Annotated in this window: 26 protein-coding genes; 9 read left to right on the top strand and 17 right to left on the bottom strand. The window is 52.3% G+C overall.

The genetic code is table 11. The annotated features are described in order from the left end of the window. Positions 1–152 precede the first annotated feature (152 nt). Positions 153–398, bottom strand: a complete 246-nt coding sequence (locus KNP77_RS14445) for a pentapeptide repeat-containing protein (protein WP_236636013.1) — start codon at positions 396–398, stop codon at positions 153–155. 54 nt (positions 399–452) lie between these two features. Between KNP77_RS14445 and KNP77_RS14450 the strand changes: the two genes are divergently transcribed. Further along, positions 453–899, top strand: coding sequence for an NUDIX hydrolase (locus tag KNP77_RS14450; protein ID WP_214891446.1), 447 nt, complete (start codon positions 453–455; stop codon positions 897–899). A gap of 3 nt (positions 900–902) precedes the next feature. On the opposite strand, the gene KNP77_RS14455 is transcribed toward KNP77_RS14450, so the two are convergent. Beyond that, the gene (locus KNP77_RS14455) at positions 903–1,580 is read right to left on the bottom strand and encodes a YjjG family noncanonical pyrimidine nucleotidase (RefSeq protein ID WP_214891448.1); all 678 of its coding nucleotides are present in this window, start codon (positions 1,578–1,580) and stop codon (positions 903–905) included. 72 nt (positions 1,581–1,652) lie between these two features. On the opposite strand from KNP77_RS14455, the gene KNP77_RS14460 reads away from it, so the two are divergent. Beyond that, positions 1,653–2,501: a GNAT family N-acetyltransferase gene (locus KNP77_RS14460; RefSeq protein ID WP_214891450.1), complete on the top strand. Its 849-nt coding sequence runs from the start codon at positions 1,653–1,655 to the stop codon at positions 2,499–2,501. Between the two features lie 92 nt (positions 2,502–2,593). Here KNP77_RS14460 and KNP77_RS14465 read toward each other — a convergent pair whose 3' ends face one another. From KNP77_RS14465 to KNP77_RS14475, 3 genes are all read right to left on the bottom strand, one after another. Then, a complete protein-coding gene (locus KNP77_RS14465) occupies positions 2,594–3,493 on the bottom strand; it encodes an alpha/beta hydrolase (RefSeq protein ID WP_251139112.1) in 900 nt (299 codons plus the stop codon). 231 nt (positions 3,494–3,724) lie between these two features. Further along, a complete protein-coding gene (locus KNP77_RS14470; RefSeq protein WP_070329270.1) occupies positions 3,725–4,486 on the bottom strand; it encodes an HAAS domain-containing protein in 762 nt (253 codons plus the stop codon). Continuing rightward, positions 4,455–4,808 carry a PadR family transcriptional regulator gene (locus KNP77_RS14475; RefSeq protein WP_214891452.1) on the bottom strand — a complete coding sequence of 118 codons (354 nt, stop codon included), beginning with the start codon at positions 4,806–4,808 and terminating at the stop codon, positions 4,455–4,457. The genes KNP77_RS14470 and KNP77_RS14475 overlap by 32 nt, the downstream gene beginning before the upstream one ends. A 166-nt stretch (positions 4,809–4,974) precedes the next feature. On the opposite strand from KNP77_RS14475, the gene KNP77_RS14480 reads away from it, so the two are divergent. Then, the gene (locus KNP77_RS14480) at positions 4,975–6,432 is read left to right on the top strand and encodes an aldehyde dehydrogenase family protein (protein ID WP_214891454.1); all 1,458 of its coding nucleotides are present in this window, start codon (positions 4,975–4,977) and stop codon (positions 6,430–6,432) included. A 40-nt stretch (positions 6,433–6,472) separates the two neighbouring features. Here the strand turns inward: KNP77_RS14480 and KNP77_RS14485 are convergent, their stop codons facing one another. The 4 genes from KNP77_RS14485 to KNP77_RS14500 all read right to left on the bottom strand — a co-directional run bounded on the left by KNP77_RS14485 (position 6,473) and on the right by KNP77_RS14500 (position 8,526). Next, on the bottom strand, positions 6,473–6,811 hold the full coding sequence (locus KNP77_RS14485; RefSeq protein WP_070329273.1) for a zinc ribbon domain-containing protein YjdM: 339 nt from the start codon (positions 6,809–6,811) through the stop codon (positions 6,473–6,475). 66 nt (positions 6,812–6,877) lie between these two features. Continuing rightward, positions 6,878–7,390 (bottom strand): GNAT family N-acetyltransferase, encoded by a 513-nt coding sequence (locus tag KNP77_RS14490; protein WP_214891456.1) that lies wholly within the window; start codon positions 7,388–7,390, stop codon positions 6,878–6,880. A 113-nt stretch (positions 7,391–7,503) separates the two neighbouring features. Then, positions 7,504–7,833, bottom strand: coding sequence for a four-helix bundle copper-binding protein (locus tag KNP77_RS14495; RefSeq protein WP_070329275.1), 330 nt, complete (start codon positions 7,831–7,833; stop codon positions 7,504–7,506). A gap of 81 nt (positions 7,834–7,914) precedes the next feature. Continuing rightward, positions 7,915–8,526, bottom strand: a complete 612-nt coding sequence (locus tag KNP77_RS14500; protein ID WP_214891458.1) for a protein kinase family protein — start codon at positions 8,524–8,526, stop codon at positions 7,915–7,917. A 151-nt stretch (positions 8,527–8,677) separates the two neighbouring features. On the opposite strand from KNP77_RS14500, the gene KNP77_RS14505 reads away from it, so the two are divergent. The 4 genes from KNP77_RS14505 to KNP77_RS14520 all read left to right on the top strand — a co-directional run bounded on the left by KNP77_RS14505 (position 8,678) and on the right by KNP77_RS14520 (position 13,327). Then, positions 8,678–9,574, top strand: a complete 897-nt coding sequence (locus KNP77_RS14505) for an aldo/keto reductase (protein WP_214891460.1) — start codon at positions 8,678–8,680, stop codon at positions 9,572–9,574. Positions 9,575–9,861: 287 nt separating this feature from the next. Beyond that, a complete protein-coding gene (locus KNP77_RS14510; protein WP_353048842.1) occupies positions 9,862–11,124 on the top strand; it encodes a hypothetical protein in 1,263 nt (420 codons plus the stop codon). 14 nt (positions 11,125–11,138) lie between these two features. Then, a complete protein-coding gene (locus tag KNP77_RS14515) occupies positions 11,139–12,362 on the top strand; it encodes a hypothetical protein (protein ID WP_214891462.1) in 1,224 nt (407 codons plus the stop codon). A gap of 110 nt (positions 12,363–12,472) precedes the next feature. After that, on the top strand, positions 12,473–13,327 hold the full coding sequence (locus tag KNP77_RS14520; protein ID WP_214891464.1) for a pirin family protein: 855 nt from the start codon (positions 12,473–12,475) through the stop codon (positions 13,325–13,327). A gap of 25 nt (positions 13,328–13,352) precedes the next feature. Here the strand turns inward: KNP77_RS14520 and KNP77_RS14525 are convergent, their stop codons facing one another. The 4 genes from KNP77_RS14525 to KNP77_RS14540 form a co-directional block, all read right to left on the bottom strand. Continuing rightward, a complete protein-coding gene (locus KNP77_RS14525) occupies positions 13,353–13,601 on the bottom strand; it encodes a hypothetical protein (RefSeq protein ID WP_233589656.1) in 249 nt (82 codons plus the stop codon). 70 nt (positions 13,602–13,671) lie between these two features. Then, complete coding sequence (locus KNP77_RS14530; RefSeq protein WP_214891467.1) at positions 13,672–14,451, bottom strand: CPBP family intramembrane glutamic endopeptidase; 780 nt, start codon at positions 14,449–14,451, stop codon at positions 13,672–13,674. 83 nt (positions 14,452–14,534) lie between these two features. Continuing rightward, a complete protein-coding gene (locus KNP77_RS14535) occupies positions 14,535–14,852 on the bottom strand; it encodes a hypothetical protein (protein WP_214891469.1) in 318 nt (105 codons plus the stop codon). Between the two features lie 55 nt (positions 14,853–14,907). Further along, the gene (locus tag KNP77_RS14540) at positions 14,908–15,432 is read right to left on the bottom strand and encodes a GrpB family protein (protein ID WP_071398548.1); all 525 of its coding nucleotides are present in this window, start codon (positions 15,430–15,432) and stop codon (positions 14,908–14,910) included. Between the two features lie 155 nt (positions 15,433–15,587). Here KNP77_RS14540 and KNP77_RS14545 point away from each other — a divergent pair, with 155 nt between their 5' ends. Then, complete coding sequence (locus KNP77_RS14545) at positions 15,588–16,130, top strand: TraR/DksA C4-type zinc finger protein (RefSeq protein WP_214891471.1); 543 nt, start codon at positions 15,588–15,590, stop codon at positions 16,128–16,130. A gap of 62 nt (positions 16,131–16,192) precedes the next feature. On the opposite strand, the gene KNP77_RS14550 is transcribed toward KNP77_RS14545, so the two are convergent. The 3 genes from KNP77_RS14550 to KNP77_RS14560 all read right to left on the bottom strand — a co-directional run bounded on the left by KNP77_RS14550 (position 16,193) and on the right by KNP77_RS14560 (position 18,331). Further along, positions 16,193–17,179 (bottom strand): M23 family metallopeptidase, encoded by a 987-nt coding sequence (locus KNP77_RS14550; RefSeq protein ID WP_070329284.1) that lies wholly within the window; start codon positions 17,177–17,179, stop codon positions 16,193–16,195. A gap of 166 nt (positions 17,180–17,345) precedes the next feature. Continuing rightward, a complete protein-coding gene (locus tag KNP77_RS14555) occupies positions 17,346–17,516 on the bottom strand; it encodes a hypothetical protein (protein WP_161566978.1) in 171 nt (56 codons plus the stop codon). Between the two features lie 17 nt (positions 17,517–17,533). Then, positions 17,534–18,331, bottom strand: a complete 798-nt coding sequence (locus tag KNP77_RS14560) for a GNAT family N-acetyltransferase (RefSeq protein ID WP_214891473.1) — start codon at positions 18,329–18,331, stop codon at positions 17,534–17,536. Positions 18,332–18,399: 68 nt separating this feature from the next. Between KNP77_RS14560 and KNP77_RS14565 the strand changes: the two genes are divergently transcribed. Continuing rightward, entirely contained in the window at positions 18,400–18,867 is a 468-nt protein-coding gene (locus KNP77_RS14565; RefSeq protein WP_131504981.1) for a GNAT family N-acetyltransferase, read from the top strand. On the opposite strand, the gene KNP77_RS14570 is transcribed toward KNP77_RS14565, so the two are convergent. After that, a complete protein-coding gene (locus KNP77_RS14570; protein ID WP_214891475.1) occupies positions 18,848–19,435 on the bottom strand; it encodes a GNAT family N-acetyltransferase in 588 nt (195 codons plus the stop codon). The two genes, KNP77_RS14565 and KNP77_RS14570, sit on opposite strands and share 20 nt — an antisense overlap. Positions 19,436–19,478: the final 43 nt, after the last annotated feature.

The following is a 19,478-nucleotide window of genomic DNA, read 5'->3' on the forward strand; positions in this document are numbered from 1 at the left end:
GCGGCGGGGGAAGGGAAATCTGACGGAATCACGAACTTCTGTTCGTCATATCTGTCACAGGGGTGGCCAAGAGGTTTATGTACGGGCGATTCATCTCCCACCTACGCCGGGCCTCGCCCCAGACGCTTAGAGGTGGGAGAATTCTCGCTTAATTATGTTAAAAACAAATTCGCCCCATTGAATTGACAGTTTAAAAACGAACTGCCGACGTGGCGCGATGCGTTCCATTTCGAGTCGGTAAAGTCACAGTTGATGAAGCGGCACTGCTCGGTCTCGAACTCGGTCGCGTCGATGTATGTGAACCGACAGTTCTCGAACGTCACGTGTGAAAGTTGAAGGTCACGGAACGAGGACTCGCGAAAATCTTGTCCTTCGTAAGACTCATTTAATTGAAACATGTCCTGCCTCCTTGGCGTATACTAATTGTAGCTAAAGGAATGGAGTGATGAAAGATGGATATCGTATTTCCGACCGATCAGCGCACGTTCAACTACCGCGTCGCCGGCATCTGGGTCCAAGATGGTCGTTTGCTCATTCATCGGAACGCAAATGATGACTTTTGGGCGTTGCCGGGCGGCCGCGTCGGCATCGGCGAAGAAGCCGAACTCGCTTTGATGCGCGAACTGCAAGAAGAGCTCAACGCGACACTGACGGGAACGACGTTCGCTTTCGTCTCCGAAAATTTCTTCACGTACTTAGAACGCACGGTTCACGAGATCGGCATGTATTTTTATGTATCGGGTGACCTCCCGCTCCGGACCGGGGACTTTCACGGACCAGAAGGAGATCACCTCATCTATCGTTGGCAGCCGCTCGAGTCACTCCGTGAACTGAGACTCTTTCCGGAGACGCTCTATGCGTTGCCGCAGTCGCTCCCACCACACTTTATCGACCGCTGAGCCTTATAAAATCGATTTCAACTCGTTCAAATCTTGAATCTCATACGTCGTCTCGACCGTCGCCGCAACCTCATGCGGGTTGTACCAGCACGTATCGAGGCCGTACATGCGTCCTCCGGCGATGTCCGCCGTCAGCGAGTCACCGACGATGAGTCCGCGCTCGGGTGACACGTTCGGGACACGTTCGAACACGTAATCGAAGAACGGTTTCATCGGCTTTTGCGATCCCGTCGCGTCGGAGACGAACACGTCCTTGAAATACGGGAGCAACCCCGACGCCTCAAGCCGCTTGAACTGTGTCTCTGTCACACCGTTCGTGACGATATAGAGCGGATACTGTTCACTGAGCGTTTGCACGAGTTCGAGTGCCCCGTCGATGATGTGCACCCCGTCGTGCAAATGGTCTCGATAGCGCTGTTCGACTTCATGCGCATCGATCGTGATGCCGAGCGTGTCGAACAGTTGCGTGTGGCGGCCCATCAAGACGTCTTCCCGTCCGACCTCACCGCGTTCAAACGCGCGCCATAGCCCGTTGTTGATCGTCACGTATTGTTGTTTTAACGCATCGGTCATCCGGACGTTATGTGAGGCGAGCAATTGCTCCAAGGCGACGTGCTCGCTCCGTTTAAAGTCTAGCAACGTATCGTCGACATCAAATAAAATAGCTTCATACCGTTTCATAATTTGAATTACCCCTCTCTGCCTCTAATGTACAGGAACAGGCCGAGAAGTTCAAAACAAGGAGTGAGTCCCATGGCTAAACGACCGATCACCAATCTCGAGTATTCAGATAAAGAACGTGAATCATTTTTCTACTTGACCGATGAAATGTTCGGCATCGATTTTCGCGGATGGTATTTGGATGGAGAATGGACCGACCGCTATCGCTGTTATTCGTTGACGTTCTACCGGAACATCATCTCGAACGTCAGCATGAGCCGGATGACCCTCGTGACGGACGGAACCGCTCGTGAGATGTATCAAATCGGGACGGTCATGACGGACGAGGACCGACAAGGACAAGGACTCGCCACCCGCGTCTTCAAGCACCTCTTCAAACAACATGACGCCGATGGATTGCCTTATATTTTAGCTTGTAACGAGGGCCTCGAAACGTTTTATGAGAAGCAAGGGTTCACTGTCCAACGCGAACCGGAGCTATTTGTCTCCGTGTCGGGCTCGGCGCCCCCTCTCGAACACGTCGACGTCGACGCCGAACGGTGGCGTCGGTTCAAACTGGAGTCGCTCCCGTACTCACCCCGGCTCTATACGACGGACGACATGCATATTTGGATGTTCAGTTTCTATCAAGGCCTGAACGAGGACGTCTATCGCTTCGACGACATGCATGTCATCTATTTTATTGAGCGCACGCGTCTGCATTTGTTCGCGGTGCTGTCGCCTCGGCCTGTCGATATGCGTGACGTCGTGGCACGGCTCTCCTTTGATGGGATCGCGGAAATCGTCTTTGAATTCACACCTGACTTGGCCGATGTCGAACGACGTGCGTCACGTGCACGTGACGGACAATGGATGATCCGTATGAGTGACGGCCACCTTTTCCCGGAAGGCTGTCGCTTCCCGAGTTTATCGAAAGCATGAAATAACGCGCCTTGCAACAGAGTCTGATGGTGCGAGCGTACTCATAAGAGAAGAGGACCGTTCCGACAATAGGTCAGAATGGTCCTCTTCTCTTATCCAAGAATATTTTTTTGGTTCTCAAACGCTGTTTTTAAACAATGAGCCGCCTCTTTCACCGCCCGTTTCGCCTCTGGGACGAACGCATAGTAGTTCGTGAAGCCGTGGATCAGCCCCCCGTAATTTTTATACGTCACCGGGACACCGAGGCTGATCAATTTGTTCGCATAAGCCCGCCCGACGTCACGGAGCGGGTCGTACTCGGCCGTCAGTAGTGTCGTCGCAGGCAGTTGTTCTAAGCGATCGGACAAAATTGGCGACGCATACGGATGTGTCAACTCATTTTCGTCATTAAAATATTGCTGCTGGAACCAACGGATCAACCCTTCGTCAAGCAAGTAGCCGGTAGCGTAATCAATCAAAGATAACGGCAAGTTCTCTTCGGTCCCGGTCACCGGGTAAAACAGGAGCTGATGAACGAGTGACGGCCCCCCGCGCTCACTCGTAATCAATGCGCTGACCGTGGCGAGCGTCCCGCCGGCACTGTCGCCGCCGACGGCGAGTCGTGACGCATCTACGTTTAATTCCGAAGCGTGTTCCCCGATCCAAACGAGTGCATCGTAAGCGTCTTCGACCGGGGCTGGAAATTTATGTTCCGGCGCGAGGCGATACCCGACCGAGATGACGGTACAGTCCGCCTCGTTCGCGAGGGTGCGGCAAATCGCATCGTGTGTCTCGATGCTGCCGGTGACGTAACCGCCGCCGTGATAGTAGACAAGTGCCGGGGCGGTCGTTGCTCCTGACCGATAAATCCGAATCGGGAGCGTACGCCCTGGGAGCGAGAGATCCAAGTCCTCGACTTCGTGAACGTGCTCTTTATGCTGGAACCTCGTCAGCACTGCATCTTCCTGTCGTCTTAACTCGAGTGGGTTCATTTGCTCATATGTGGGTGACATCTGATTTTAAAATTGATCCAAATAAAATTGAATCGTTGGATTGACTGGCAATGGGAACCCCTTCTTTCTCTATTGGCGTACAGTTTCCTATTCCCAGCTGAACCCGTCATTAAGCAGACTCGCACACTTTTCGAAATTTAGAATGATAAAAGAATGCCAAGACGACACCGATAACGAACAAGACCGTCCAAGCGATGCCTAACAATCGAGCTAGCATCTATGACAAACGTCTTAGACTTCCTCCTGTTGATTCTTTTTCCACCAGACGAACATAACGATTCCCATGCCGACGAACAGAACCATCATTGAGAAAATCAACTGTTGTTCAAGCGGCAGGCTCGTTTGCGCGAACACATATTGCGGCACAAACAGTAGAAGTGGAATAATCAGATTGATCCACGTCTTCGTCCACACCGACACGATGACGAGTGTGAGCACTGCTAGCCCGAACAACACGAACTGCCCGACCGTCCCAAACGTGATCTTCGGTGTCTCAACGAGCAGGTCGAAAGTCATCAAGCCTAGGAATAGCGTCATCGGCAATGCACCGAGCGCGGCATACGTCAACCCAGTTTTCATCTTGCCGCGAGACGAACCGGTCGACATCTTACGGAACACTTGTGTCACGGCGAGTAAAAGTATGACGGCGACGAGTGGGAAGCCGATCAGTTGGACCGTCGAGAACGTCATCTCTCCTTGAATAAAGTTTCCGATGATGATGTAGGCGAATACGCTCGGAATGATCATGCCGACAACTTTCACTACCCCTTTCACGTCAAACGCCATCTCGCTCCCGAGTTGGCGCATATACGCCTCAGGGCTCTGTCCGACGACATCGTCTACGCTTTTCCCTGCTCGCTCCGCTTCTTCTAAATGGTCTTTCAATTCTTCGGTCACGTCCTTCACTTCACGTTCTGATTTCCCACTCGACATGAGATAGACCGCCAAATCATCTAAAAAATCACGACTCTTTTTCGAAAGTTCCACGTTCATTCCCCTCTCCTAGTACGCGGTCGACACCGCTCGACACATCTGCCCAACGCTTCCGGAACACCATTAATTCCTGTTCCCCAGCTTCCGTCAATACGTAATACTTTCGTTTCGGACCTCCTGAAGGCAGAGGTTTTTGAACCGTCTCGACCCACCCCTCTTTCTTCATCCGTAACAGAACCGGGTAGATACTGCCTTCGCTCACCATCGTGAAACCGTACGCTTGAAGTTTCTCCGACATCTCATAGCCGTACGTCTCCCCTTTTGCGATGATGGCGAGCAGACACCCTTCGAGCAGACCTTTCAACATTTGACTCATCGCCATGGCGTGACCTCACTTTCTCCAAACTATCTTGTTATACATAATAGTAATGGAAGGTGATTTCAATTGCAACTACTTTGTAAAACAAGATAGTTGCGCATCGAAAGGTTTAATTTTTTAAATCAGGTGAATACTTCTTAAGGTGAAGAAAAAATAAAGGAGTGTTGTTATGCATACCGATTTTACAAAGATGTACATTAATGGCCAGTGGGTAGACGGTTCGAGCGACAAGTCGATCGACAACGTCAACCCGTTCACGGACGAGAGGCTGTTCTCGATTCGGTCAGCAGACGAGTCCGATCTCGACAAGGCGTATCAGGTAGCTAAGGAAGCGCAAGGCGAATGGGCGGTCATGCTGCCGCAAGAGCGCCGCGCCCTGATCGAGCGGTTCGCTGAACTGACGTTACACTACAAAGACGACATCATCGACTGGCTCGTGAAAGAGTCAGGCAGCACCCGCATCAAGGCAGAAGGTGAATTCGCTGCCTCGATGGCAATCATTAAAGAGGCGTCGACGTTCCCGTTCCGGATGGACGGTCTGATCAAACCATCGATCGTACCGAACAAAGAGAATCGGGTCTACCGGAAGCCGCTCGGCGTCATCGGCGTCATCAGCCCATGGAACTTCCCGTTCCATCTCGCGGTCCGTTCGATCGTCTCGGCGCTCGCGACCGGCAACACCGTCGTCGTCAAACCAGCGACGGCGACACCGGTCACAGGCGGGCTCCTGTTCGCTTCATTGTTTGAAGAAGCCGGGCTTCCGAAAGGCGTCTTGAATATCGTCGTCGGTCGCGGCTCTGAGATTGGCGATGCCATCGTCGAACACCCGATCCCAAAACTCATCTCGTTCACGGGATCGACCGAGGTCGGGAAAGGCATTGCCGAGAAGGCCGGACGTCTGTTGAAGAAGACCGCGCTTGAACTTGGTGGCAACAACGTCTTCGTCGTCCTAGACGATGCTGATATCGACCGCGCTGTCGAGTCGGCCGTCTACAGCAAGTTCTTCCATCAAGGTCAGATCTGTATGTCGACGAACCGGATTCTCGTCGCCGAATCGATTCATGACACGTTCCTCGAACGGTTTAACGAACGCGTCCGCGGTCTTAAATTCGGAAATCCGAATGAAGCCGATACACAGGTCGGACCACTCATCGACCATGATCAAATCGATCGTATCCTCGACCAAATCGATCAGACGGTCGACGCCGGGGCGACGCTCCACGTCGGTGGCAAAGCGAACGGCAACGTGCTCGAGCCGACGGTCCTTAGCGGTGTCACGAACGACATGCCGCTCGCCAAAAATGAGATCTTCGGACCGGTCGCCGTCATCTTGTCATTCAAAGACGACGAAGAAGCGCTCCATATCTCGAACGAACTCCCATATGGTCTTAGCGGCGCCGTCCACGGTTCGATTTACCGGGCGACCGAGTTTGCTCGCCGCGTCGAGACCGGGATGATCCACATCAACGACCAATCGGTGAATGACGAGCCGCACTTACCGTTCGGCGGTGAGAAAGACTCAGGGCTCGGCCGCTTCAACGGCGAATGGGTGCTCGAGGAGTTCACGACGCTCCAATGGGTATCTGTCATGCATGAACGCCGTGAATACAAGCCGTTCTTCTCGTAATACAAAAAACTGTTTCGGTCCGTGGACCGAAACAGTTTTTTCATAGTTTCTTGACAAATTCTGACTTGAGCTTCATCGCGCCGAACCCATCGATTTTGCAATCGATATCGTGATCACCGTCGACGAGGCGGATACTTTTCACTTTCGTCCCTTGTTTGACGACGAGTGACGTACCTTTCACTTTCAAGTCTTTGATGACCGTGACCGCATCTCCATCTTGGAGCACGTTCCCGTTCGCGTCTTTAACCTCAGCGTCGGCCTCGGCCTCGGCCGCCTCGCTCGGTGACCACTCGTAAGCACATTCCGGGCAGACGAGCAAAGCGCCATCTTCATAGACGTAGGCCGACTGACATTTTGGGCAATTCGGTAGTTCTGTCATCTTGATTCCTCCATTCGATTCACTGTTGCCAGTATACCGTATTTCAGAAATGTCGATAGACAACATTTAGCCTTCTTGCGGTGTTTCTGGACCTGTCAAATCCAATTGATAAAATGACAAGTCGAGCCATTTTCCAAATTTGTAGCCGGCTCGTTTGATCGTCCCTGAATGAACGAAGCCCAATTTTTCATGCGCTTTGATACTCGCGATGTTGGCAGTATCGATTCCGCCAATCATCGTCTTATAGTTACGCGCTTCCGCGATGCGGATGATTTCACGAAGCAACTTGTTGCCGACACCTTTGCCGCGATAGCCCGGATGGACGTAGACAGAATGTTCGATCGTGTAATGATAAGCTGGCCATGGACGGAACGGGCCAAACGTGGCGAAACCCATGACGACGTCGCCGTCTTGCCAGACGATGACGGGGTGTCCAGACGCTTTTTTATCTTCATACCAGGCGACTCGATTTTGAAGCGTCACCGGTTCATAGTGATAGACGGCAGTACTGTTGACGATGGCGTCATTGTAAATATGTAAGATGGCTTGAAGGTCGTCACGACGGCAATTACGGATCATACATACACCACTTTCATGAGTTTTCTTCATTATACGTATCTCGCTCTCAAAACACACGTCGCGACGCATTTTCCACAAAAAAAGGTCAGCCGCGTCGACTGACCGTATTCCGCTCAAGCTGCTAAGCGGTCGCACATCGAAGCGCATTCGAAGCAAACGCGCGCACACTCTTGGCAGTGCTCGTGCTTATGTTTTTCGCACTCTTGGGCGCACGCCTTACACATGACCGCACAAGCCCGTGCGAGTTCGGGCACGAACGCCGAATCCCGTGTCATCGCCTCGGCGAGGAACGAGCACATAGCGGCACATTCGCGGTCGAGCCGGATGCAATCGACCATCATCTTCACATCGCGCTCTTCAAGACACGATTCAAGACAGTAGTTACACGTCTCCACACAGTCATGCAACGTTTCGAGTTCATTCGCATAAATTCGGTGAGCCATTCGGACGTCCTCCTTTTTTAGTGACACGACAACGATACGTTACTGTTGTTCCCTAATCGCCAAAAGAAAAACGACCTTCGACTAACGTCTCGGATCGTTGACAAACGTGCGGTATAAATAGGCGATGCCGTTCAACAGCCGCTCGGAATATCGTTTCGGCACGAAGCGGAGCCGGTAGAGCCGATACATCCGTTTCAAGTCTTCCCATTGATGGTCGATATGTTGCCCTTGCCGGAATCGGGCCAAATCGATCAAATAGATGCGGCCTTGCGGACTGAGGATGATGTTGCGCAAATGTACGTCTGACGGGGTCAGTCCAAGCTGCCGCGCTTTAATCAGCGCCTCGTCGACTTGCTCGATGTACGCCGCGTCAATCCAAATCCCTTCGGTCAAACACTCGAACAGCGTCTTACCTTCGATATAATCGATGACGATATAGTTCGGCCCGACTTCGTACAAATATGGGAACTGGGGCAGCCCTTCGAGCGTACGATAAATCACGGCTTCTTCCGCCGCGATTTGAGTATAGCCCGGGAAGAACACTTTGATGACGAGTCGCGTGTCTTTCACGCGAAATACGGCGGCGCTCCGTCCGATCCCATGCAGCTCGAGGTCTTGGTGATAAGCGGTGACACGCGTCTCGTGAACGTCTTGTTCGAACGACACGTCCGCATAAATTTCATAACGATTCATGAAGAACTCCTCTTTCTGTTTGTCTCTCGTCTATCATAACGGATTCCGTCACGATTGACCCTGTTTCAGCATCCCTGCTCGCGCGCAGAAAGTGACGCTGTTGGACAATACCCGTATAATGAAAGCGACAGACAATTAGGAGGAATCGATTATGCAACGAATCGCACTAACGGAAGACTTATCGTTCTCACGCATCATCCACGGAATGTGGCGTCTCGCCGAATGGGAGATGAGCCCACAGGAGCGTCTCACGTTCATCGAGCAATGTATCGAGCTCGGCATCACGACGTTCGATCACGCCGACATTTATGGCGGGTATACGTGTGAAGGATTATTCGGAGAGGCGTTGCGCCTCAAACCTTCGCTTCGTGACCAAATCGAAATCGTGACGAAGACGGGCATCAAATTGACCGGCTCATTCAACCCCGGCCAAACGCTCAATCATTACGATACGACGAAAGCGCATATCATCAGCCAAACCGAACGTTCTTTGAGCGAGCTCGGGATTGACCAGATTGATACACTTTTGATCCATCGTCCCGATCCGCTCATGGATCCAGATGAAGTCGCCGAGGCGTTCATCACGTTGCAACAGAGCGGAAAAGTTCGGACGTTCGGCGTCTCGAACCACGCACCGTCGACACAGCAACTGCTGCAGTCACGGTTACCGTTCAAACTCGTGACGAACCAGCTCGAGCTCTCGCCGATGCAGTTGAAACATTTCGAAGATGGTTCTGTCGACCTATGTCACGAAAAGCGGATGCCGCTCATGGCCTGGAGCCCGCTCGCCGGAGGCCAGTTGTTCTCTGCAGACGACTACGCGCCACTTCGTGAAAAGCTTGAAGAGATCCGCATCCGTCATGACGCTAGCGGTATCGATTCAATCGTCTATGCTTGGTTGCTCAAACATCCGGTCAATATCATGCCGATCATCGGCTCTGGGAAAATTGAACGAGTCCGCACTGGCGTCGACGCACTTGAAATTGAGCTCAGCCGTGAAGAATGGTTCGAAATTTTGAAAGCTTCACGCGGTCGCGACGTCGACTAAAGGAATATAAAAACCAATAAATACCTACAAAACCCATACTCTATTTCAACGTTTTCCGTTCGTTTTTTAGCAATGACGCTATATAAAGGTTCATTCATCAAAAATCGACAACGTTTAAATCGAGAAATTCCATTTCTTATCCATAAGTGTAAACCGGACCCGCTCAGTTCAAGTCGAGCGGGTTTTTCGCTTTTTTATTAAAAAAACACATTAGTTTTCCTAAGACTAAAGTCACAAAAAATTGGTGCTAAAATGATGAAAGTTATTCATCGAAGGAGTGCACCGCTGTGAAAAAGTACCTGCTTTTCTGTACGCTTGCCATTTTGTCATTCCTATTTGGATGTGAGGAAGAACATGCTTTTCGTTTACATACAGCTCCAGAGTATTATCAAGGTCGCGCCACGCTTCCTTCGGGGCAACAGATCGAGATGACCGAGTCCGACCGGACGAACGTGCTCGATGCTTGTTATCCAGAAGATGCGATCACGAACGTTCCCGCCGGCGATCGCCGTTTAGTCGGAAAGGTCACGTTGACGCAGCCGTTGACGACGACAACGTCAACCGAAGCGTTCCCGACCGCTACATTCTTTGAAGTGGAGAATCAGTCTTATGTGCAATGTCAGGCAGGCACAATCACTTATATCAAACAAGTCGCATCCGTTCCCGACAGTCTCACCGCTTTTCAAGACTTGTCTGTCACTTATCCGTCCATCTCGAAACTGCGAAACGCTCAACCGCACGAACGGCTTCAATTTCTAAACGAGATGGACAAACCGGTCGGCAACGAACCGTATCCTCTCCGGACTGCTCTCGAGCAAACGCTAGTCCACGTGACGATGCCGTTCAACGGTTCATATGAGTTCACTTTCGAGTCAACAGACACGGCCGAGACCCTCGTGGTCCCTATTGATTTATCTTCTAGACAGCCGTTTCTCTCGATTGGATTTGGTACCGAGTCGGCTGATGGCGAAAAGCGCTACGGCATTTACACCTCGTCGAACCAAGAGCTCTATCACGACGTGATCCGACCACCTGACGCGACGTTCGACCGTTTTCTAGGAGTCCGGCAAGCAAGTGCGCTCCCATCGACACTCGTAGCGAACGAACGCTATCCGTTGTTCAGCTTCTCGTTCACCCGCGATGGAAAAGCCCATAAACAAGTCGTGTCGATCACCTATAAAGAAGAAACCTTGTTGCGCGGGGATAGCTTGAAGAACAAAATGCGCCAACAATTCGACCACCGCCGGCACGTCATCTTTCACGAGCTCGCCTTGATCGGTACGGAATCGAAAGACGAGCCGTTTTTAAGCCACGCCACAGCTGACGATACGCAATTCATCTTCAATGCGATCGAGCGCGCGAAAGCCGTCTCGAAAGCCGGCACACCTGCCTCGACCCCTTATTTGACCGTCTTCGAAGGCATATGTGCACAAACGTTCGACGTCAGCTATGAAGGAAATGACGTGTTTTTGACGAATACGAAGACTGGGTCTCATTTCCAGCTACTCCGCGACGATGCGGCCAAGTGGCAGGCCCAATTCATGGAGTAAAGGGGGCAAATGGCGTGCGAACCATCGGCATCACAACGTTGCTCATGGCGACAATCATCTTGACCGGTTGCACAGAACAAGAGTCCGCGCTCGACCTCAAAGTTCGCCCCATCCTATTCGACGGCTATCATTATGAACCGGACCAACAGTCGATGCAGCTCGACGAAACGGAACAGATTGCCGTGCATACGATTTGTGACGACACCGGCGCCGCTTCCATCTCGGACCGACCGTTCGTCTATGACGCGACGTATCGCAGTTTCTCACGTTTTTCGTCAAACTTCACGACGATGTCCGTGTTCCATGACGACGAGGCGACATACGCTTACTGTCAAACTGACGTTAGCCAATATGTGAAACTGATCGATGCCGATCTCCTCCCGGCCGCTCGGCATGAAGCGGAGCCCGAACCGCTCCGACCGCGTTCAGTGGGCGTGTCCGATGCAATGCGTCAAACGACCGAAACCAAGCTTGAAGACGATCCGTTTTTCGAATTGATCCCATTCGATTCACCGTTTGTTGCGCTGCATTCTCCCCTCTTCGCCTCACTCGCTCTAGAAGTGAAGACGCAGGACTCGTCGACGACATCTTTTCACCCATTTGACCCGAACATGAAGACGATGACGCTGTCGCTTTATCTCGTCAAGATGGACGGGGTTGTCCAACCGCTCTTGATTCGATCTTCTGAAAACAACATGGCATACGGGTCGCTCGATTCTGTTCCAGATGGCGGCATCCCGACACTTTCAACCGTCTATCCGTTGCCTGACGAACTCAAGTTCGGAGAAACATACCCGCTTTGGGAACTGTCTTATGATGTTGGCGGGGAAACGGTGAAACAAACGATCTCGCTCTCCTATGAACCGCCGGTGATGATGACACAGTCAGAAGTCGACGCAGCAACAACAGAAGAAGTCGAGGAAGCGACCATCGGTTATTTCCATAAGACGTCGCTCTCCGGTAAGACCGAACTTCATCATTTGGACGCCATCCAGACGACCACTGCCGACGGAGAAACGCTTAAACAGATGCTGCAGCGGGCCGAACGCGTCAAGCGGAACGGTGAGGCGGCCGCATATCCGCTATTCACCTTGGCCGAAGGCGTTAAGTCCCAAACGTTCGACGTGACGCTCCATGAACGTTCCAAAAAGACGGACGTCTATGTCACGACCAAAGGTAACCACTACAAACTCAGTTCCGAGGACAGCGCCACCTGGCTGTCGCTCGCCCCTTATTGACAGACGGTCTCCTGGCCGTCTGTCTTTGCACGTTCAGAGAGCAAAATCACCCGTTTCTAGATCGACCATGTGCGACAATGGAGCCAAACGCTTTCGAAGGAGATGGTCTGATGACGAAACGATTTGACCGCGATGTCGCCGCACACTGGCAAGTCGCGTATAAACAGAACGGCTATCCGCACGTCCAACAAGGGTGGGTGTTACCCCCGGAACGAAAAGACGAGTTCGACCCGTTTATTTTAATGGCCGAGGATTGGTTCAAGCGTGGCACGTTCTCTGACCATCCGCACCGCGGGTTTCAGACGATCACGTACGTCATCGACGGTCGGCTCGAGCATATTGACAACCATGGCGGCCATTCGGTTTTAGACGCCGGTGACGTTCAATATATGAACGCCGGTTGGGGAGCCCGGCATGCCGAGGAAGCCGTCGATGACGACTTGATCCATACGCTGCAACTATGGCTCAACTTGCCAAAATCGCTCAAATCGACGACGACATCCTATCAGAACGTATATGTCGAAGACGCCCCGGTCGTACCAATCGACGGCGGGCAGATGCGCGTCTACTCCGGCGACGTCGCCGGGGTAACGGGGCCGATGAACAGCCTCGTGCCGATCACGATGAGCGAAATCAGTCTGAAAGCCGGTGCCGTCTACGAGCACGTCTTGCCGACAAACCATAACGGATTCGTCTACGTGCTCGCCGGTTCAGTCGAGCTCGGCACGTCGGCGACCCCGCTCGCAAAAACGCACGTGGCGACGCTCACGTACGACGAAACAGCAGACAGCATGAGCGCAATCCGCGTCAAAGCGACGTCACGGGCCCGCTTGCTCGTCTACTCAGGACAGCCGATCCGTGAGGACTACATCGCCCATGGTCCGTTCGTCATGAATACCGAGGACGAGATTCGCCAAGCGTTCCGCGATTATCATGCCGGTAGTTTTGGACCCCCGGCACAATAACAAAAAGCCACGCAGCAGCGTGGCTTTACTTCGTTTTATCCGGCATGAGTACCGTCTGCTGGGTCGGAACCCGACCGATTGGTACGGTCCGTTCGACGAGGACGTATCGTTTCCCGTCCACCTCAAACTTCCGGTCGCCGAGATAATGGGCCGACTTGCCGTCCTCATAGAGTTTCGTCAAAATCGCCGGCACGTATTGATTCAAGTCCGTGTGATGATCATCGAGCGTCATGACGATATTGCCTTTGCTGTATCCCATCCACTGGTTCGACATGAAAAACATTAAAGAAATCACTCCGATGATCCCAATCACTAAAATAACCGTTTCCATCCAATCCCTACTTTCAACGTTTATGAAATTGCTCGTCGTAACGACGGGCCAATACGAGCACGAGTCCAATCAAAAGTACCGATGAGATCGCCGGAATGAAGTCCGGCAACGCATCTCCGGCGCTCAAAAAATCGAACGTTCCGTGAAATAGGATGGCCGGCCAGATGCTGAAGTCAGCCTGAACGGTCAACCAGCCTAAAAAGAAGGAGCCGAAGATAAGTCCAATCGTCCAACCGGCAATCATGAACACCGACATGTCTTGAAAATCTGGGTCGTATAAAAAGACGGGCACATGCCAAAGCGCCCAAACGAGCGCGACCACGAGCGTCGCCGGTCGGACCGCCATCCGTTCTGATAGTGTCGGCAGCAAATACCCACGCCACCCGCTCTCCTCACCAAACCCGTATGTCGCCACCCAAATGAGCCATAACACAAACGGCGACCAGTCCGGAAGCTTGTCGTTGGCAAACCAATTCGAACTATTTGAGACTTCCGGCATCATACTGACGACGAGGACACCGATTGCGAAAAACAAAACGGGTAGAGACATGGCGAGTAACGTCCAGCGAATCGTCAAGCGGCCATAGGCGCGCTCAAACAATCGACGACACCCTGACCACCCATCCGTCCAAGCCGTCGTCAGCCATGCCGCGACGAGCGGTCCGAACGCCCCAGCGAAATGCAGCAGCGAAGACGAAGCACCGGTCGAGCGGACGAGCCAGATGTTCAGACCCCACCATGACCATGACCACGCGAACGTCAACACGATAAATAGCACGAGGCGCCGCGTCATGACCCGTCTCCCCTTTCTAAAGGTGCTTCACGACGATTTGACGTTTCGCTCGAAAGCCGACCTAGTGGGGCGCAAGCGCATCATTAACCGCCCCCAGTGTGCGTGTCGTTTCGATCTTCCGTGATTCCGTGTGGCTTTTCATCACCACGCAACACGTGGTTCGAACTGACCGTCTCTGTTCCGTTCAACCGGCGCTGAATCGGACGGGCGAGAAAATAGCCGCCGAACAACGAAGCCGGAAACACGAGAACGGCTGTCCCTAAGACGAGATAAGTATAACGTTGAATCTCTTCCGTTGCCGGGACGAACTGATGGACCCCATAGCGCAGACCGACGAATAATCCGATGAATACGAGCGCGACAAACGCGTACTCGATACATTTCCCAAGAAATTGCTTCATCCTGTTTCCCCCTCAACTTGTTATCTATCGTTACGAGATGAAGCGAGAAAAAGTTTCATTTCTGTTGCTGGGACAAATACCAAAGCGTCGCCACTCGCTCCGTTTCGGACACCCATTCTTGTTTTCCTTGGATGTAGCTTTCGATATCTTCCGGATGTTGGCTCGCGAGCTGTTGTTTGAGAGCGGCATATTCGGCACGTACGTCCGGAAACGCCATCAAGTAGTCCCGAAAGGCCAAATGCCGGACGACCCCTTCGTCCCCTTCCTCGAAGACGTGGACATGGACCGTCCGCACGTCCTCACCTTTGGCGAAGAAGCGCCGTCTCGGAATACCGTGCTCGCCGAAACTGCGATAACCGAGGGCCTCCATGTGGCCGATCAATCCATCGACGCGTTCGATTTGGCGAACGACCGGCATGATATCGATGATCGGTTTGGCGTCAAGACCCGGGACAGACGTGCTGCCGATATGATGAATCACAATCAGTTCACCGTCGAGCAATCGTTCGAGCCTGCTCGACTCGTCCTCAAACTTTTCCGTCCATGCTGTATCGTATTCCACAACCTCAACTTTTCTCATGTTGCTTCCTCCTTATTCCACGACAATTGACACTCATTGTCATCATACCCGTTTTCTCAAGTCTTTAGAAATCCGCTTTGCCGACAGAAAGGTTTGTCGCGTCGCAAAATGGGAAATGCTTATACTAATGAAATCAGAACTGGAGAGTGGACCGTATGTTGACACAAAAACAAATCGATACGTTCAAAGAACGTCTACTAAAAGAGAAAGCCAAGACCGAAGGGTATCTGGAAAATCGTGAAGAAGTTTACGACGAAGGAGAGTTGTCGCACTATGACAACCATCCCGCCGATTCGGGAGAAGAGCTGTTTTTACGCGAACGTGACCACGCACTCACTGAACTCGACGAAGAATTTTTAACGGACGTCGATAAGGCGCTTCTCGCCATCAAAAACGGGACGTACGGAAAATGTGAAGTGTGCGGGAAAGAAATTGAACTCGATCGGCTCGAGATCCTCCCAGAAGCGACGCTTTGCATCGAACATGCACGTGAGCAGGAAGAACAAGAGCATCAAACAAACCTCGATCGTCCGGTCGAAGAAGATGTCCTCAATGCGTCTGAGACGGCTGCCCATAAACAGCTCGACGGAACAGATGACGCCGGGCAAAGTACTGACGCCTTCAGCCAAGTCGAAGACTTCGGAAGCTCGGATACAATCGCCGACACCAAAGGCAATCACGATCCAACCCGCGAATGAACGAGAGCCGCTGCAATGCGGCTTTTTTTGCGCAAAAAAACACGACGCTACGCCGCGTCGTGTCAATAAACAGCTTTGATTGGTGATGTGCCGCCGAGTACTTCTGCTACGTCCATCGGATTGACAGTATTGCCGGCCGAACTTGACGAGTAACCGTATTTTCCTTGATGCACCTCGAAATGTAAGTGAGGACCCGAAGAGTTGCCCGTGTTGCCGATTTGGCCGATGCCTTCACCTTGAAGCAACGCTTGGCCTTTCTTCACTTCGATTTTATGCATATGAGCGTAGACGGTCGTCCACTTCTGTCCGTTCAAGTCATGCTCGATGAAGACGTGCTTGCCGTAAGGACCGCTCGTCTTGACGTCGATGACCTTACCGTCAGCCGCTGCGTGAATCGGTGTCCCGACTTTGGCGGCGATATCGATCCCGTTGTGGAACGTATAACCGAATTGTCCACTAGCAGGGCCGAACCCTTGTGACAGACGTCCCGTCGCCGGAATCATAAACTGATCTGGTGCGATGGCTGCTTTTTGCTTCTTCAAATCTGTTAATTGCGCAGCTTGTGCCTTCAACTGCTTATACGCTGCCGCATGTGAAGCCTTCGCCTGTTCCCGCTCGGCCTTCACTTCGGCCTGTTGATCACTCAATTCGTCTAACGCTCGAGCAGCTTCGGCTTCTCTCGCTTTTAAATCTGTCTCGGCTTTTTCGGATTCCGCCGCTTCCGCCTTCGCGCTAGGAAGGACAGACGACAGTACTTGTTTAAACAAAGACGTCTCTTCAGGGGTCGAAGCCGTTTCATACGCTTCGAGCTGAGTGCTTACTTGATCTAGTTTAGCTTGAAGCGCATCCGCCCGTTCATCGACCGCCTGCACGTGACGTTCCGCCTTTTCAACCGCTTGCTTTGATGCGCGAACATCACGCTCTATCTTCTGAAGAGACTTCGTCGTCTTGACGAGCTCTTGCGGGGTAAGTTGATCTGCTGAGGCCGACGCTGGCCCATTCAAAACGAGTACGCCGACACCGACAGTTAGTAAAAGTTGTTTCCACATATATTGATAAAACCTCCAAATAGGATGATTCGCTAGCTATATAAAAAGCTACAAGTGCGAATATAGCATCCCTACCTGAAAAGTTCAATATATGAAGCATTTCATTTATATGTCTAACATTTCAAAACGGTGAGCAAGCACTCTCACAAACTTCACGAATAGTTCATCACCGTTTGTCTCGCTTCATTTTTAGGACGACAAAGACAATACCCACAGCAGTTATAAACGTCACCGCCGGGCCCCCGAACAGAAAGACACGGTCGATTGACGGAGACAAGTTCGTCGTCAATCCGAGAATCGTGAACAAGTTTCCGACGATGAGACCGACCATCAACATGGGAAGAAGACGTCTCATCAGACACCTGTCTCGCGCTTCACCATCTCAAACTGGGCGATGGTATCTTGCTTGAACCCGAGCGTTCGCGCCGCCTCGATCAATTCAGGACGATCCGACGTGAGCGTCAACTTGATCGGTCCATTCGCTGCGGCCGCCCGTAGGAGCCATTCCGCATCCTCATCCCGGCCGAAAATGTCGAGGAGGACGCCTGACCGGAACAAGAGCGCCCCTGTTTTGTCGCCTTCTGTGATCCGGACGAGCTCGGCTCGTTGCTGGGTCGTCCGGGCGTCCGTTTGCCAGATCGGCCGGTGTGATGCCGACGGGTAATAGCGATCGAACAGCGTCACGATCGGTTCGATCGCGCGTGTCGCTTCCGTTTCGGTCGGAACGGAGTCGAAATAAAAGATTTCGCGCACCGTCTCGTACCCGAGCCGCTCGTACAAAGCGAGTGCCGCGTCGTTGCCTTGGATGACTTCAAGTAGACGTGTCCCCGTTGCCTGCTCGTCAAAACGGCGCATCAACTCGCGGGCAATCCCTATTTTTCGAAACGCAGGGGAGACCGCCAGACCACCACAACGCGTGACCCAACCTGTCTCTAAATGGGCCACCCCACTCAAGACGACACCGACCGGACGTCCGTCCGCATACGCGACGATGGAGCGTGACGATTGATTTTGATCCCGGACGAGGAAGGTCGATTCGAATCCTGCCGCATCCATGTCAAAGCGAATTATGTAATCAGAAAACCCGTCCATGAAAGCTTGATACATGTCGGATAGTGGTGCATTTTGTTGATACGAGATCTGTTGGTCCATAGTTGGTCCTTTCCCATTCATTTTTTGTATACTGAAAGTGCGCTACTTCTAATGAGGGAGGAATAACGATGTCATCCGTCACACTCGAACCGCTTCAAGACAAACACTGGCCCGTCCTCGAGACGTTCACGCTGCCGCTCGATCAAGAGAAATATACGACGTTGCCAAAAGATATCGACTCGATAATCCCGGACGGTGTGCACCCCGTCGTCATTGTGAACGACATACCCGTCGGCTTCTTTTTGTTGCACGACACCGAGCGCGTCCAATCGTACACGGACAATCCGAACGCCTTGCTCTTATCGATTTTTTCCATCAATCATCCGGCGCAAAACAACGGGTACGCCAAGTCGGCGCTTCAGCAACTACCGGAGTACGTCCGTCACCATTTTTCTGACAAGCGACAAGTCGTGCTGTCCGTCAATTTGAAAAATGAAGCGGCGTTCGCACTCTATCAAACTGTCGGATTTAAGGATACGGGACGTCGTATGACCGGACCCGTCGGCGAACAACGAATCATGTCGCTGACGGTTTGAGTTCACCGGGCAGCATCGCATAGACGGCCGTGTCGGTCAGGCGGTTGCCATCGGCGGACAAGTCGTCGTTCCTCAGTATGCCTTCGAGTTGAAACCCTAGACGTTCTGGTATCATCCGGCTGCCCCGGTTCGTCGACTCACAACGTATCTCAATCCGTTTGAATCCGAAATGTGTAAACCCGAACCGCGTGACCGCCTCGACCGCTTCGCTCATGTATCCGTGTCCGGTATGTATTGAATGCAGCCAGTACCCGATTTCTGCCTTCGGGACGTCCCAGTCGATGCCTTGCAGACTGACCGTGCCGACGAACGTTCCCGTGTCTCGTAAAAAGATGAGATAGCGAAAACTCTCCCCTGTTACATAGAGTTCGTGGGCACGTCGTAAATTGATCTCGGTCTCTTCTAACGTCGGGACCGTTTGAGCGAACGGCAACCACTGCCGGAACTCCTCATGCGAATCCCGAATCGCCGCATTCACGACATGCTCGTCTCCACTCAGCCGTGGTGCCCGCAATCGTAAGCGCGCCGACTCGATCTCGAGCGGTGTTACTGGATGTACAACTTCCATCTCGTCACTTCCCCCTCTTCACTTGCGAAAACACCAAACTAGA

This window comes from Exiguobacterium sp. s142 (genome assembly GCF_018618455.1).
In the GTDB taxonomy this organism is placed as follows: Bacteria; Bacillota; Bacilli; order Exiguobacteriales; family Exiguobacteriaceae; genus Exiguobacterium; species Exiguobacterium aurantiacum_A.